This is a genomic window from Algisphaera agarilytica (assembly GCF_014207595.1).
GTDB classification, from domain to species: domain Bacteria; phylum Planctomycetota; class Phycisphaerae; order Phycisphaerales; family Phycisphaeraceae; genus Algisphaera; species Algisphaera agarilytica.
Map to the genome: position 1 here is coordinate 279,576 of NZ_JACHGY010000001.1, position 13,614 is coordinate 293,189.

Here is a 13,614-nt window from a genome sequence, read left to right on the forward strand (position 1 = left end):
TCGCGGTTCATACTCTGCCTCTCATCCACGCCTCACCACAAAGCGTTACCCTGCACCGATGTCCGAGACTTCTCGTGAAGACATCCTGCTGAATTACCTCGACCAACTTCCATTCGAGCCGTACCCGGTGCAGGAAGAAGCGTTGATGCGTTACTTCGAGCGAGACGAACCCGGCGGCGGTGTGCTGGCGTGCGCCCCTACCGGCACGGGCAAGACGGTCATCGGGGAAGCGGCGCTGTACGAAGCCCTGGTCACCGGCAGCACCGCGTACTACACCACGCCGCTCATCGCGCTCACCGAGCAGAAGTTCACTGAGTTGCAGGACGCCGCGGAACGCTGGGGGTTCAGCCGTGACCAGATCGGGCTGGTTACGGGCAACCGGTCGGTGAACTCCAAGGCGAACGTGTTGGTCGTCGTGGCGGAGATCCTGCTCAACCGCCTGCTACATCCCGAGGCGTTCGACTTCACGGGCGTGTCGGCCGTGGTGATGGACGAGTTCCACAGCTTCGCCGAGCCGGAGCGGGGCATCGTGTGGGAACTCTCGTTGTCGCTGCTGCCCGAACACGTCCGACTGATGCTGCTCTCGGCGACGGTCGGCAACGCGAGCCTGTTCCTGTCGTGGCTCCGCCAGCAGCACGGCCGAGACCTCACACTTGTGCAAGGCAACGAACGCCGGGTGCCGCTCGAGTACCACTGGATCGGCGAAGAACTGCTGCCCGACCAGCTCGCCGAGATGGTACGGGGTGATGAAGACTCGCGGAAGACACCTGCCCTCGTGTTCTGCTTCGACCGGGCCAAGTGCTGGGCGACGGCGGACCTCTTGCGCGGCCGGGACATGCTGGTCGAAGGGCAACAAGCCACGCTCGCCGAGAAGATCGATGCCTTGGCCTCCGATGGGTTCTTCGATCACGGCGCGGGGCCGAAGCTCAAACGCATCCTGCTGCGCGGCGTCGGCGTACACCACGCGGGACTGCTGCCCAAGTACCGGCGACTCGTCGAGGAGTTGTTCCAAGAGAAGCTGCTGAGCTTCTGCGTCTGCACCGAGACCCTGGCGGCAGGCATGAACCTGCCCGCGCGGTCGGTGGTGCTGACCGAACTGCTCAAAGGCCCCAAAGGCAAGAAGAAGCTGATCGCCGCGAGCAACGCCCACCAGATGTTCGGCCGGGCGGGGCGTCCGCAGTTCGACACGCAGGGCCACGTCTTCGCCATCGCCCACGAAGACGATGTGAAGATCCACCGCCACAAGCTGAAGATCGAGCAGATCCCCGAGGACACCAAAGACCCCAAGCTCATGACCGCCCGGAAGAAGCTGGTCAAGAAAACGCCCAAGCGACGCGAGGGCGTGCAGTATTGGTCCGAGCCGCAGTTCGAGAGCCTGCAGACCGCCGAGCCGGGCAAGCTGGTGAGCAAAGGCCATCTGCCGTGGCGGCTGCTCGCGTTTCTGCTGGACAACGACAGCGACGTGTCGCTGCTACGCGACGCGGCGAGTAAACGGCTGATGCCCGAACCCGACATCGCCGCCGCTCAGCGTCACCTGACCAAGCAGCTTGTCACGCTGCACGAAGAGGGTTACGTCGCCCTCGATCCCGCCCCGCCGAGCAAAGCCAAGCCCGGTGATGCGGGTGATGATGCGCAAGAGCAACCCAAGGACGACGAACCGGCCGCGGTCGCCGAGGACAACCCGCTCGCGGGCCTCACGCTGGGCGGCGGGTTGAACCTTGGCGGTGCCCCCACGGGCAAGCCCAAGCCGGCGCCCGAGAAGAGCCCCAAGAAGAAAAAAACATCCGAGGACGAAACCGAGACCAAGGAAACCTACGCCCCGCTTACCGCCACCAAGACCGACAAGCTCGACCTGCTCCTGAAGTTCCGCGCCGTCCCGCCGTTGTACGGCGTGTTCCTGCTGGACTACCTCGGTCAGGCCGAGCACCACGAACGACTGCAGATCTTCGAGTCGCTCCTGGAGATGCCCGGCTCGGTCGCCCGCAGCGTCCGCGTGCCCTGGCCCCAAGACCTGCCCCCCGGCGCGATGACACTCGAGGCGGTCGACCCCGCGTTGATCCAGGCGGGCCTGTTCACGCAGGACGACATGTACCCGCCCCCGCCGCACGAGCAGGACCGCCCCTTCGGCGAGCCGCCCCGCTTCCCCATCACGCTCGGCGAAAAACTCCATCTGCTCTTCCAACACCGCGTCTCCAACGCGGGCAGCTTCCGCATCACGCCCGTCTGGGTCGCGGGGGACCTGCTGGACTTTGGCGGCGACTTCAACAAGTACATCACCGGCCGCGAGTTGCAGACGCAAGAAGGCATGATCTTCCGCCACCTGCTGCGGCTGATCCTCTTGTGTAATGAGTTCGCCGCGGTGACGCCGCTGGGCGTGGTGGAGTCGACCTGGCAGCAGGAGTTGAAGAATCTGGCTGAATCGTTAACCGCGTCCTGCCGGGCCATCGACCCGCAGTCCACCGATCAGGTGCTGACCACCGGGGCGTAGGGCCAGCGCATCCGGCCAGGCATTCGACAGCCCCACGGCCGAGAGTTTATTGTTTACATACGTTTCATCCCCCCGCTGGGCATGTTGTTGTACGCCCATTGAGAAAGCCCCATGAACACCCGAATGTCATCGTTGATCCGCTTTGCAGCGGTGCTGCTGCTTGGCCACCTCTTGTGGGTGAGCACCAGTGAAGCCCAGAACGCGTTCTTCAAACGCCTGGAAAAAGAGCGGGTCGAGTCGGCGGGTTTTATCGAGTGGGAGCAGGTCGGCCCCGGCAACGCGGGCTTCGCCAACCTCATGCGCTACCACCCCACCATCCCGGGCAAGGTGATGCAGTGCCCGGACATGTGGAACGCCTATCAGTCCGACGACAACGGCAAGCGCTGGTACGCCATCACCGACTCCGACGGCGACGCCTCTCTCTACCACATCCACGACCTCTACTACTCCATGAGCGACCCCGACTTCGGGCTGGCGATCAACATGTCCGAGTTGTGGATGTCCAAGGACGGGGGAAAGAACTGGCGGGTCGTGAAGAACTGCCCGTGGTACAAGATCGACGAAGAGGGGCGAGACAAAGAAGGCTGGCGGAAGAAGGTCGCGTCGCTGGCGATCCACCCCACGCAGAAGAACATGTGGTTTGTCGGAGGCGGCGGCAACGTGCGCGGCCAGATGTGGAAGTCGTGCTACAACGGCGTCACCGCCAAGAACCACCGCGGAAAGGAAGCGCTCAACGAGGGCAAGCTCTGGCGCACCACCAACGGCGGACGCAAGTGGGAACTGGTCAACGAAGGCCTGCACCCCAAGGCGCAGGTCGGCCGGATCATCGTCAACCCCAGCAAACCCAAGCAGGTGTTCGCCTCCTCGAACTACGGCGTCTACCGCTCCAACGACGCGGGCAAGACCTGGAACCACGTCTCCAAGGGCAAGCTCGACAACGACACCATCATGGACATGGACTACTACCACGACCCCGAGTCGGGTAAGTTCATCCTCTACGTCCTCGATCAGGTCCACTACCTCCCGGCCGGCAAAACCACCAAGTGCACCGGCGGCGTCTTCCGCTCGGACGACGGCGGCCAGACCTGGACCAACCTCAGCGCGGGGCTCACACTCGACCTCAACCGCCTCACCGGGGGCGTGCCGAAGAACTACTACAAGTACATCGCCAAGTGGCTGGACATCTCGGAAGGCGATGCGCGTAAGACCTACCCGCAGCTGCCCAAACAGGCGTTGCAATACTTCAACATGATCAGCGCCGATCCTTCACGCGAGGGCACGGTCTACGCGGGTTTCGCCGACCCGCAGGTGCAGGACTCGATCATGCCCGGCCGGTTGTGGGCGACCCACAACGACGGCAAGAAATGGATCAGCACCGCCCGGCTCTACGCCGACGCCTGGAAGAAAGACCGCGCCTACTGGTCGTCCCGAGGCAACCCGACCAGCCAGAACATGCGCGTCGGCCACTCCTCGCCCCACATGCGTTTCGGCAATGACTACGCCCTGCGTTCGATGCGCGGGATCGATGTCGGCGCCGACGGCAGCGTGATGATCATCTCCGACCACAGCACCATGCTCAGCACCAACCGCGGCAAGACCTGGACCCAGGTCGATGAAGACCGCACGCCTTCGGGCGCACTCGTCGGCCGCGGCAACAGCAACCTACCCGCGCTCACCACCGCCCAGGACCGCCGGGAGAACACCACCCTGCTGGGCTCGGGCGAGCACAACCTCTGGATCCCCACCGACGACAGCCCGAACCAGTACCAGGCGCTTAAGTTCATCGACAGCACCCAGGAAACCGTGCGGTGCATCGCTTACGACCCCTACGACGTCAACATTGTCTACGCCACGTCCAGCCGGCAGGCCCACAAACAGAACATCTTCCGCTCCACCGACCGTGGGCGGAAGTGGTCTAACTACGGCGTCGCCACCCCGGCGACCAACAAATGGCTGGACGACTTCTACACCAACAGCCTGATGATCGACCCGATCAACAACCAGTACATGTACCACGGGATCACGCGGGTCATCGACCCCAATAAGAGCACCCAGGGCGGCTTCTTCGTCTCCAAGGACAAGGGCAAGACCTTCCAGCAGAGCAACAAGGGCCTGCCGTCCCCGGCCCGAATCATGGACCTGGAGTTAGACCCGCGGGACAACAGCCGCAAGTCGCTCTTCGCCGCCGCTCAGTTCAACGAGCACAACTATAAGTCGGCCTTGCCCATCGCCAAGGTGGGTGGGCTCTACCATTCGTCCGACCGCGGGGCGTCGTGGAAGAAAATCAAAATCCCTGCGTCGATCAAGGGGATCAACCAGATCACCTTCGACCACCTCAACCGCATATACATCACCACCGGCTACCGAGGCGGCGGTTCGGGCGTGTGGCACAGCGACGACTACGGCAAGACCTGGAACCAGACGTTCAAATACCCCGGCGCGTTTGCCTTCGACGTCTCGCCCTACGACAGCGACCTGATCGCCGTGAGCGTGAAATTCATGTCGCGTAACCCCGGCATCTACTTCAGCCGCAACCGCGGCAAGACCTGGGCCAAAGGCAACACCGGCATCGCCAACCCCCACCGCCTCGAAGAGATCAAGTTCGACCTCTTCGACCCCGGCAAGGTCTGGATCGCCACGCTCGGCTGCGGGTTCTACATCGGACGGCTCGACACCGAGATCTACGCCCAGGTCGTCGAGGCCAAACCCGACGTTGTCGAGCACAAGAAGAGCGGCCCGATCCAGATGGAGGCGACCATCGTCAACGACAAGTACGCAGACGCGAAGATTGTCTGGAAATCCGACAACCCCGGCGTGGCCACGGTGGACGCCAACGGCAAGGTCACGCCCGTCGGCCGAGGCCAGGTCAAGATCTGGGCGACCACCGAGGACGGACGCTTCACCGACTTCTCGGTGGTGACGATCCACAAAGCCCCGAAAGGCAAGAAACCCGAAACGGCCGAGCCTTCCTAACGCAACTTTGCCTCACCGCCTTGCGTCGTTCCACCGACTGCGACTGTCCGGACGGTAAAATCTCGGCATGCGATGGGCACGCCGAATCTGGGAGGACTTCAACGGGCTGGTGACCCCCGCCGACCTCATGGGCGTCGTCGGACTGTGGCTGTACAAGGGCACCGCACGACGCACGATGGCGGTCGCGCTCACCTTCGCCGGCCTCCTGGTGCTGCGTAAGAAAGTCGACACCGGGGTCTCGCTCGGCTCGGCCGTCTCGGGCACGGGGCTGATCCTCCTGGTCAGCTTCCTCGGCGGGATCGCGCTCATGGTGCTCAGCGGATCGGTCGCCCGGCGTGACCTGAAGCTCGCCGAGGCCAAGGGCTCGAACCTGCTGGAAAACATGAAGAAGTCCCGGGCGTCGATCCACGCCGACGTCCTGTGGGACCACGTGTTCAAGTACGAGCAGGACCTCGCGGGCCCCGAAGACATCGCGGCCGAGAAGCAGGCCCTGGCCCTCCACCGCGACGCGATCGAGGAGATGATGGCGGACGTCTTCCGCTGCGGCACCCACCCGCCGAGGGTCTTCCAGGGGCTGGGGCTCACTGAAGAAGGGTTCCACCTGGCGTTCGACTTCGGCGTCCGCGCCCCGCTGTCCCGCAGCGTGCTCCGCCGGCAGTTGCGTTACGACTTCTCCAAGGTCTCGCACTGGTACGACGGAGCCCCCTTCCACCACACCGACACCAAGCTCGAAGAGCAGTTTCAGGCGGGCGACGAGCTGGGCGACGCTCAGCGGATGGCGGGCATGAACTGGTTCGACTCGCTCCGGCAGACCCGGCTGCGTTCGACCCAGATGATGTGGATGCGATTCATCTCGCGGGCGATCCAGATCCGGGTTGCGCAGGCCTGCCGGAGCCTGGACGAGGACTACCCCGGCTTCGACTTCCTGCCGGACCACTTCCTCTGGCCGAACGCCATGGCGGAACAAACCGTTAAATCGACGCTGGGCGAAGAAGCCCTGGTGGCGTTGATCGACACGCGCCGCCGGGTGTTTCAGCGGGTCTTCAACCGCGAGCCGGAGCTGGCGAAGAACCTGATGAAAAAAGCGGTATACCCGAACTTCGAACTGGCGACCGAGCTGCGCCGGCGGTTCGACCCGGAGTATGTCGTAGGTGCGTTGGACCAGTCCTGGCAAGACGGGCTGTGTCGATTTGGACGCGCGATCCCGGCGGAGTCGCGGAGGATGCGGAAGGTCCAGGCGTTCATCGAATCCACACGCCGCGGACTCGAAGAGCTCGACCAACGCCCCGAGGGCGAAGCGGTGCGGGGGCTGACGCCGTTGGAGCAAAGGGCTGTGCGGATCGCCCACCATTGCGGACAGGACGCCGCGATTTCGGCGGTGTTGCCCAAGGCCCGGCGGATCAATCGTCTGCTGCTGGCGGTTCGCGTCCATCACACGCTCGCCCAGCTGGAGATGATGGACTATGAGTTCTATCTGGATGAGATTTTGAATTAACGGAACTAAGGCATGTGGACTGAAGTCCGCACGCCAAAAAAAAATAAGCGACGCGAGGGATCGCGTCGCTTCGTGAAGAAATCGTGGGTTTGTCGATCAGTAGCGGATCTTCTTGGTCGCGCCTTCTTTGGCCGCCTCGACGGCGGTAAGGATCACCTGCAAGGCACGGTAGCCTTCGTCGCCATCGATGGCGGGCTTGCGGCGGTTGATGATGCACTCGGTAAACGCGTCCGAGACGCCGGAGCTGACCTGCTTGTCGTTGGTCGCCACTTCGCCGACGGCGTAGCGGTCTTTGGACCCGTCGGCGTAGTCGACCATGACGCCGTACTCGGGGTCCATGCCGATGCGCATCACGCCGTTGGTGCAGTGCAGGACGGTGCCGTTGTCTTCGATGCCGGCGTAGTTCGTCCAGGAGATGTGGATCGAGCCGATGGTGCCGGCATCGGTCTTGAGGGTGAGGTAAGCGTTGTCGTCCACGGCGATGAGCTTGCCGTTGGGGTACTTCTTGTCGAGGGTGGCGATGAAGCCGCCGACGTGGGTGAACTCTTCGCCGAGCAGGAAGCGCATCAGGTCGGCCTTGTGGATGCCCAGGTCGCCGTTGACGCCGAGGACCGCGAGGTTCTTCTTGAAGAACCAGGACGCCGCGCCATCGACGGACCAGTGGTCGGCGCCGCTGTGCTTGAAGTTGGTTTCGAACGCCAGGATCTTGCCGAGCTTGCCCTGATCCAAGACTTCACGGGCCTTGACGTGCGGGGGCATGAGGCGTTGGTTCATGCCGATCATGAGGTACTTCTTCGCCTTCTTGGAGGCGGCGATCATGGCCTTGGCTTCCTGCTTGGTGGTGGCCATGGGCTTTTCGACCAGCACATGCAGGCCGGCCTTGAAGGCGTCGATGGACTGCGGGGCGTGCAGCGCGTTGGGGCCGGCGACCACCACGGCGTCGAGGTCGGCCTGCTCCAGCATCTTCTTGTGGCTGGTGAAGGCCTGAGCGCCGTAGCACTCGGCCACGCTGTGGGCTCGATCCTTCACGGGGTCGACCACGGCGGCGACGACCGATTGCTCGTTGGCGTGGATTTCAGGGATGTGGCGGCGTTGGCTAATCGCACCGGCGCCGATGATTCCGTACTTGACGATCTTGGGCATTGTGAGTCCTTGAGAGATGGACAGAATACATCCGAGGCTTTGTCGCTTTGCTCCGCAGCCCTCGGCTTGGAGATGAATGGGTTACTTGATCTCGGAGAGCTTCACCGGGGTGCGGTGCTTGGCGGATTGGACCACGGCTTCGAGCACACGCTGGGTCTCGTACGCATCGGCGAAGTCGGGGATGGGAACCAGCGGCTTGCGGTTGCTCACGGCCTTGACCATGTCGGCGGCCTGGTTGATGAAGCCGTGCTCGTACCCGATGGAGTGGGCGGTGGGCCACCACGCCTCGGCGTAGGGGTGGCCGGCGTCGCCGTTGCTGACGTTGATGGTGGACCAGCCCTGCTCGCGTTCGGGCAGCGTGGCGTCGTACCACTCGAGCTCGCACATGCGTTCGAAGTTGAACTTGATCGCGCCCTTCTCGCCGTGGACTTCGAGCTTGTTGCCGTTCTTGTCGCCGGTGGACAGGCGGGTCGCTTCGAAGGTGGCGACGGCGCCGCCCTTGAACTCGGCGGTGAACAGCGCGGCGTCGTCCACGGTGGACTTGGCCTTCTTGGCTTTCTTGGTCTTCGCGCCGCGGCCGGAGATCTCACCACCCGCGCCGCCTTCGAGCACGGTGCGTTCTTTGATGAAGGTCTTGAGGATCGCGCCGTTGACGTTGGCGAACTCGTCGCCGGTGACGAAGCGGGCCGCGTCGATCGAGTGGGCACACAGGTCACCGAGCGAACCGCTGCCGGCTTCCTTGCCGCTGAAGCGCCAGAGCATCGGCGTGTCGGGGCCGGCCCAGTCCTGGAGGTAGAAGCCGCGGACGTGGTAGATGCGGCCGAGCTTGCCGTCTTTCACGAGCTGGTGAGCCAGCGCCAGCGCGGGGCAACGACGGTAGTTGTACCAGACGAAGGTCTTCTGCTTCTTGGCCTTCTTGGCGGCCTGCACCATCTCGCGGGCGGCGTCGAGCGTGTTGGCCAGCGGCTTTTCGCAGGCGACGTGCTTGCCGGCCTCGAGCGCGGCGAGCGCTTGGTCGTGGTGGACGTGGTTGGGCGTGCCGATATCGATCAGGTCGATCTCGGGGTTGTTGACCATCGCCTTCCAGTCGTCGCTGGCGTTGTGCCAGCCCCAGCGGTCGGCGAAGGCCTGGGTTTCTTCGAGGTTGCGCGCGGCGATCGTGTGCATGATCGGCAGGCGGGGTAGGTCAAAGAACTTCGCGGCCTTAAGGTAGGCGTTGGAGTGGGTACGGCCCATGAATTTGGAGCCGATCAGACCGATGTTGAGGGGACGGGGCATCGCAGACCTCCGGGGGTGATCGTGGTGTAGGGCGGGCACCGCCCACCTCGGTGAAAAAATACTCAGTAGTGGTCGTCGACCACCCTACATTCCGTGGCCCCGAACGTCACATGGGCATGCCTTTGATCGTCGCTTCGAAGACCAGGTTGCCATCGACCAGCCCCTGCGCGAGGCAGGTGCAACGGCGGCGGCGGTGTTCGGTTTCATGGATCAGGATGACCAGCCGGTCGCCGGGCTTGACCTGGCCGCGGAACTTGACGGCGTCGACGCCGGCAAATCCCATGAAGGATTCGCCGGTCATCTTCTGCAGGGTGATGAAGCTGGACAGCTGGGCTGCGGCCTCGATCATCAGCACGCCGGGGAAGATCGGACGGCCGGGGATGTGGCCCTCGACCCAGAATTCATCCTCCCCGATGTCGTAGTAGGCGACGTAATCGACCTTGTCGTCAGACTCGTAGACGATGCCATCGAGCAGCCGCATGGCCCCGCGGTGGGGGTTGACGGCTTCGATGGCGGCGGTGTCGTAGAGGTCCTTGGACCAGTCGATGCCGCTGATGTCGAACAAGAGGGTGGGTGCCATACGGGTCTTTCGGCTAGGCAAAGGCCGCCGCAAGCCTCGGGGCATGCGGCGGCTAAGTTTATTTCTCAAAACGATTTAAATCAGGACGATTCGCCTTCGCGGGCCTCGAGAATCTTCTTCCGCAGGTCCTGAGCGATGTTTTTGACCTCTTGCATCTCTTTGCGGACGCGGGTCCCGGCGGCACGGTTGCCACCAGCGGCCTTCTTGATGTCGTCTTCGATGGACACAATCAGGGCCTTGAGCGATTCGTAGGTTTCGAGCATATCGATCTCCTTGATGATGATCTATGGAAAGGCCGCACGCGGCGGGGCTAGCAAAATAGCCTACACAACCCCGTAAAACCCGGCAAACGCTGAATTCCGGAAGGCCCCCGGCGCCCGAAACCACAACCCCGGGCTCGCGCTCAATCACGCGACTGGATGATCCCCCGCAATTCTCGAAACAGCGGCGAGTTGGCGTCGCCCAACAGCTCAAACAACACCGACTCCACCGTCGTCGGCAACACGCCGGCCTGGATCATGCGGTCCACCGCGGCCTTCTTGTCGATCGGCCGACGCGAGCTGACCGCATCCTCACACAACGCCACCGTGTAGCCCCGCTCCAACAGGTCCAGGCAGGTCTGCAGCACGCACACGTGCGTCTCGATGCCCGCGACCACCACGTCCTTGATGTCGAACTTCTCCAACAGTCGTATGACCGACTCCGAACACGCCGAGAATCGCGTCTTCTCGTCGATGCACACCGCGCCGTCGAGTTGCTTGGCGATCGAGCTCACCGTGCGTCCCAGGCCCTTGGGGTACTGCTCGGTCAGCAGCACCGGCACCTTCATCAGGTTGGCCCCCTGGATCAACCGCCCCGCCCGTCGCTCGACGGTCGTCTTTTCGTGCATCACCGGCAGGAGTTTGTCCTGAAGGTCCACGAGCAGTACGGCAGAGCGTTTGGGGTCAAGTCGGGAAACGGTCATCGGGAAGCTCCGGAACAAACAAATGAAATCAAGATACGGATTCGGCGGACGCCACCGCCTCGACTAGCGACGCGACGCTGGCGGTCTCCGATTCGACGGTCACCTCAAGGCCCAGCTCCCGCATCGTCTGCGTGGTGATCGGGCCGATGGACGCGGTCTTCACGCCGTGCAACAGAGCACGCTCTTCGCCCAGAAGCTCGAGCAGATTCCGCACGGTGGACGAACTGGTAAACGTCGCCCAGTCCACGCCCTCGCGCAGCGCGTCCAGCACGCCCTCGGGGAGCGATTCGGGCACACGGGTCTGGTAAGCCACGACCTCGTTCACGATGGCCCCGGCCTCCACCAAAAGCTTCGGCAACGCCGGCCGGGCGATGTCGGCCCGCAGCAGCAGGCAACGCCGACCCTCGACCGCTTGTTCCTCGATGAACTGCTTGGCCATCGCCTCGCCGGAGAAGCTGTCGGGTACGAAATCGCTGCGCAGCCGCAGCCGATCCCACAGCGCCGCGGTGGTCGCGTCGCCGACCGCGGCGATCTGCACCCGGCCGAGCTGGCGAACGTCCCGCCCCGCCGCTTCCAGCCGCTGGGCCAACACGTTGGCCGCATTCGCGCTGGTGAGCAGCACCCAGTCGTTTTCGTCGATCCGATCGATCGCGTCGTTCAGCCGTGCTTCGTCGTCGGCCGAGGGGGCAACGAGTTCGATCGTGGGGGCTTCGATGACCTCCGCGCCGAGTTCCGCAAGCTCACGCCGAAGGTCCGAGGCCTGCTGGCGGGTGCGGGTGACGAGGATGCGCTGTCCAAACAGCGGACGATCGGTGAAGTAGTCGAGCCCGGGTTCGTCGATCGCTGCGACCTCGCCGACGACGATGATCGCGGGAGACGAAACACCCAGCCGATCGACCTCGGCCTTGATGGTGTCGAGCGTGCCCTTGGCCGTGCGCTGGCGCGGAAGGGTGCCCCACTGCACCACGGCGGCGGGGGTGCTGAGCCCTAAGCCGCAAGCGGCGAGCGAGTCGGCGATCTGTTGGAGCCGGCCGACGCCCATGTAGAAGCAGGCCGTCCCACCGCGGTCGATGAGCTTGGCCAGGCCGTCGTAATCGACCGAGGTTTCTCCCTTGGTCGGGTCTTCGTGGCCGGTGACGATGGTGATGGTGGAAGCGACCTTGCGGTGGGTCACGGGGATGCCCGCGGTGGCGGGCGCGGCGATGCCGGAGGTAACCCCGGGGACGACCTCGCAATAGACGCCGTGTTTGGTCAGGAACGCGCACTCTTCCGCCCCCCGGCCGAACAGATACGGGTCGCCGCCCTTCAGCCGGACGACGTCTTTGCCCTCACGGGCCAGATCGACCAGCAGCTGGTTGGTCTGGTCTTGGGTGAGTTTGTGGTTCTTCGCACGTTTGCCCACGTCGATGCGTTGCGCGTTATCGGGCGCTTCGGCGAGCAGGGCCGGGTTCGCCAGGGCGTCAAAGACCACCACATCGCATCCGCGCAGCCGATTGAGTCCGGTAACCGTGATCAGGCCGGGGTCTCCGGGGCCCGCGCCGACGAGGCAAACTTTTCCGATTGAGTTTTTTGCTTTGTCGTTCACAGATCATAAACCTTAACGATTATCCGGCCGATGGTCTCGGTAGGTCGCCCCGAACGACCGATCCAGGAGCCCCATCATGTCGAATTCAGAACTCCGCCTCGTGACCGAAACCGACCGCGTGCCCGACTCGTTCAAGTTTGAACAACGCCGGGAGCCCCGCCACAAACTGTACGCACGGGTCACCGCCCTGGCCGAGAACCCCGTTGACGACCGCGACGACCGCAGCCCCGGGCAGATCTGCTCGCTGGAGCTCACGGACCAGTCGGCCTCGGGCCTGGGGGCCTGGTCGATCGAGCCGGTCGCCATCGGCGCCCGCGTAACGGTGTTCTTCCCCGCCCACGGCAGTGAGCCGGGCTTCAACAGCGTCGGCCGGGTCGTGCGTTGCAACCAGCGCGAAGGCGGCTACAGCATCGGCCTGCTGCTCGAATCGCAGATGGTCGCGGCGTAAGCAGCAAGATGATTCACGTTTAGCGGGTGACGCGAAGCGTCCCGCTCGATCATGATCCATTTTCCGCGGGACGCTTCGCGTCACCCGCTAAACACAGACAATCACACCAACTCCCCCACCGCATCCTTCAGCATGCGGTAGCTCGCGTCGAGCGCTTGCGGGATCACGCGCACGCCGCCGACGACATCCACAAAGTTTGTATCGCCGGTCCAGCGTGGCACGAGGTGCCAGTGCAGGTGGCCGGGCACGCCCGCGCCCGCGGCGCGTCCGAGGTTCAGCCCGACATTGATGCCTTGGGGATTGACGACCTGCTTGAGCAAGCGTGTTCCGAGTTCACACAACTCCATCAGCCCCCCGCGGTCTTCTTTAGACAAGTCCGACAGCTCCGGCACATGCTGTAGCGGCGCAACCAGCAGATGGCCGTTGGTGTAGGGGTATCGGTTGAGCAGCAGCACACCGTGGTCGTCGCGGTGCAGGACCAGGCGTTCTTTTTGGGTTGCCTCATCGAGCCCGGCTTCGCCCGCCGCACAGAGGAAACAATCCTTGGCCCCCGGGGCGTGTCCGGGCGGCTGGCTGCTGCCGAGGTCTTGCAAGTAGTCGATTCGCCACGGGGCCCAGAGGTTCGGCTTACTCATGGCCATAGGGTAACTGGACGCCGAG

General features: G+C 63.8%; 11 protein-coding genes. 4 read left to right on the forward strand and 7 right to left on the reverse strand.

From position 1 onward, the window contains the following. Positions 1 to 58 precede the first annotated feature (58 nt). The 3 genes from HNQ40_RS01155 (at position 59) to HNQ40_RS01165 (ending at position 6,956) form a co-directional block, all read left to right on the forward strand. Entirely contained in the window at positions 59 to 2,488 is a 2,430-nt protein-coding gene (locus HNQ40_RS01155; RefSeq protein ID WP_184675547.1) for a DEAD/DEAH box helicase, read from the forward strand. Positions 2,489 to 2,599: 111 nt separating this feature from the next. Next, positions 2,600 to 5,461 carry a VPS10 domain-containing protein gene (locus tag HNQ40_RS01160; RefSeq protein ID WP_184675549.1) on the forward strand — a complete coding sequence of 954 codons (2,862 nt, stop codon included), beginning with the start codon at positions 2,600 to 2,602 and terminating at the stop codon, positions 5,459 to 5,461. 67 nt (positions 5,462 to 5,528) lie between these two features. Next, on the forward strand, positions 5,529 to 6,956 hold the full coding sequence (locus tag HNQ40_RS01165) for a hypothetical protein (RefSeq protein WP_184675551.1): 1,428 nt from the start codon (positions 5,529 to 5,531) through the stop codon (positions 6,954 to 6,956). Between the two features lie 96 nt (positions 6,957 to 7,052). Here the strand turns inward: HNQ40_RS01165 and HNQ40_RS01170 are convergent, their stop codons facing one another. The 6 genes from HNQ40_RS01170 to cobA form a co-directional block, all read right to left on the reverse strand. Continuing rightward, positions 7,053 to 8,099 carry a Gfo/Idh/MocA family protein gene (locus tag HNQ40_RS01170; RefSeq protein ID WP_184675553.1) on the reverse strand — a complete coding sequence of 349 codons (1,047 nt, stop codon included), beginning with the start codon at positions 8,097 to 8,099 and terminating at the stop codon, positions 7,053 to 7,055. Between the two features lie 81 nt (positions 8,100 to 8,180). Beyond that, positions 8,181 to 9,377, reverse strand: a complete 1,197-nt coding sequence (locus tag HNQ40_RS01175; protein ID WP_184675555.1) for a Gfo/Idh/MocA family protein — start codon at positions 9,375 to 9,377, stop codon at positions 8,181 to 8,183. Between the two features lie 106 nt (positions 9,378 to 9,483). Continuing rightward, positions 9,484 to 9,957 (reverse strand): 3-hydroxyacyl-ACP dehydratase FabZ family protein, encoded by a 474-nt coding sequence (locus tag HNQ40_RS01180; RefSeq protein WP_184675557.1) that lies wholly within the window; start codon positions 9,955 to 9,957, stop codon positions 9,484 to 9,486. 80 nt (positions 9,958 to 10,037) lie between these two features. Continuing rightward, entirely contained in the window at positions 10,038 to 10,220 is a 183-nt protein-coding gene (locus HNQ40_RS01185) for a histone H1 (protein ID WP_184675559.1), read from the reverse strand. Positions 10,221 to 10,360: 140 nt separating this feature from the next. After that, complete coding sequence (locus HNQ40_RS01190; RefSeq protein ID WP_184675561.1) at positions 10,361 to 10,921, reverse strand: hydrolase; 561 nt, start codon at positions 10,919 to 10,921, stop codon at positions 10,361 to 10,363. A 28-nt stretch (positions 10,922 to 10,949) separates the two neighbouring features. Next, a complete protein-coding gene (gene cobA, locus HNQ40_RS18570; protein WP_221435325.1) occupies positions 10,950 to 12,506 on the reverse strand; it encodes a uroporphyrinogen-III C-methyltransferase in 1,557 nt (518 codons plus the stop codon). Positions 12,507 to 12,582: 76 nt separating this feature from the next. On the opposite strand from cobA, the gene HNQ40_RS01200 reads away from it, so the two are divergent. Continuing rightward, positions 12,583 to 12,954: a PilZ domain-containing protein gene (locus HNQ40_RS01200; protein WP_184675563.1), complete on the forward strand. Its 372-nt coding sequence runs from the start codon at positions 12,583 to 12,585 to the stop codon at positions 12,952 to 12,954. A gap of 101 nt (positions 12,955 to 13,055) precedes the next feature. Here HNQ40_RS01200 and HNQ40_RS01205 read toward each other — a convergent pair whose 3' ends face one another. Beyond that, the gene (locus HNQ40_RS01205) at positions 13,056 to 13,589 is read right to left on the reverse strand and encodes an HIT family protein (protein WP_184675564.1); all 534 of its coding nucleotides are present in this window, start codon (positions 13,587 to 13,589) and stop codon (positions 13,056 to 13,058) included. Positions 13,590 to 13,614 lie beyond the last annotated feature (25 nt).

Coding starts and splice junctions, on each gene's coding strand:
- HNQ40_RS01155 (WP_184675547.1), top strand. CDS start 59: ATGTCCGAGACTTCTCGTGAAGACATCCTGCTGAATTACCTCGACCAA.
- HNQ40_RS01160 (WP_184675549.1), top strand. CDS start 2,600: ATGAACACCCGAATGTCATCGTTGATCCGCTTTGCAGCGGTGCTGCTG.
- HNQ40_RS01165 (WP_184675551.1), top strand. CDS start 5,529: ATGCGATGGGCACGCCGAATCTGGGAGGACTTCAACGGGCTGGTGACC.
- HNQ40_RS01170 (WP_184675553.1), bottom strand. CDS start 8,099: ATGCCCAAGATCGTCAAGTACGGAATCATCGGCGCCGGTGCGATTAGC.
- HNQ40_RS01175 (WP_184675555.1), bottom strand. CDS start 9,377: ATGCCCCGTCCCCTCAACATCGGTCTGATCGGCTCCAAATTCATGGGC.
- HNQ40_RS01180 (WP_184675557.1), bottom strand. CDS start 9,957: ATGGCACCCACCCTCTTGTTCGACATCAGCGGCATCGACTGGTCCAAG.
- HNQ40_RS01185 (WP_184675559.1), bottom strand. CDS start 10,220: ATGCTCGAAACCTACGAATCGCTCAAGGCCCTGATTGTGTCCATCGAA.
- HNQ40_RS01190 (WP_184675561.1), bottom strand. CDS start 10,921: ATGACCGTTTCCCGACTTGACCCCAAACGCTCTGCCGTACTGCTCGTG.
- HNQ40_RS01200 (WP_184675563.1), top strand. CDS start 12,583: ATGTCGAATTCAGAACTCCGCCTCGTGACCGAAACCGACCGCGTGCCC.
- HNQ40_RS01205 (WP_184675564.1), bottom strand. CDS start 13,589: ATGAGTAAGCCGAACCTCTGGGCCCCGTGGCGAATCGACTACTTGCAA.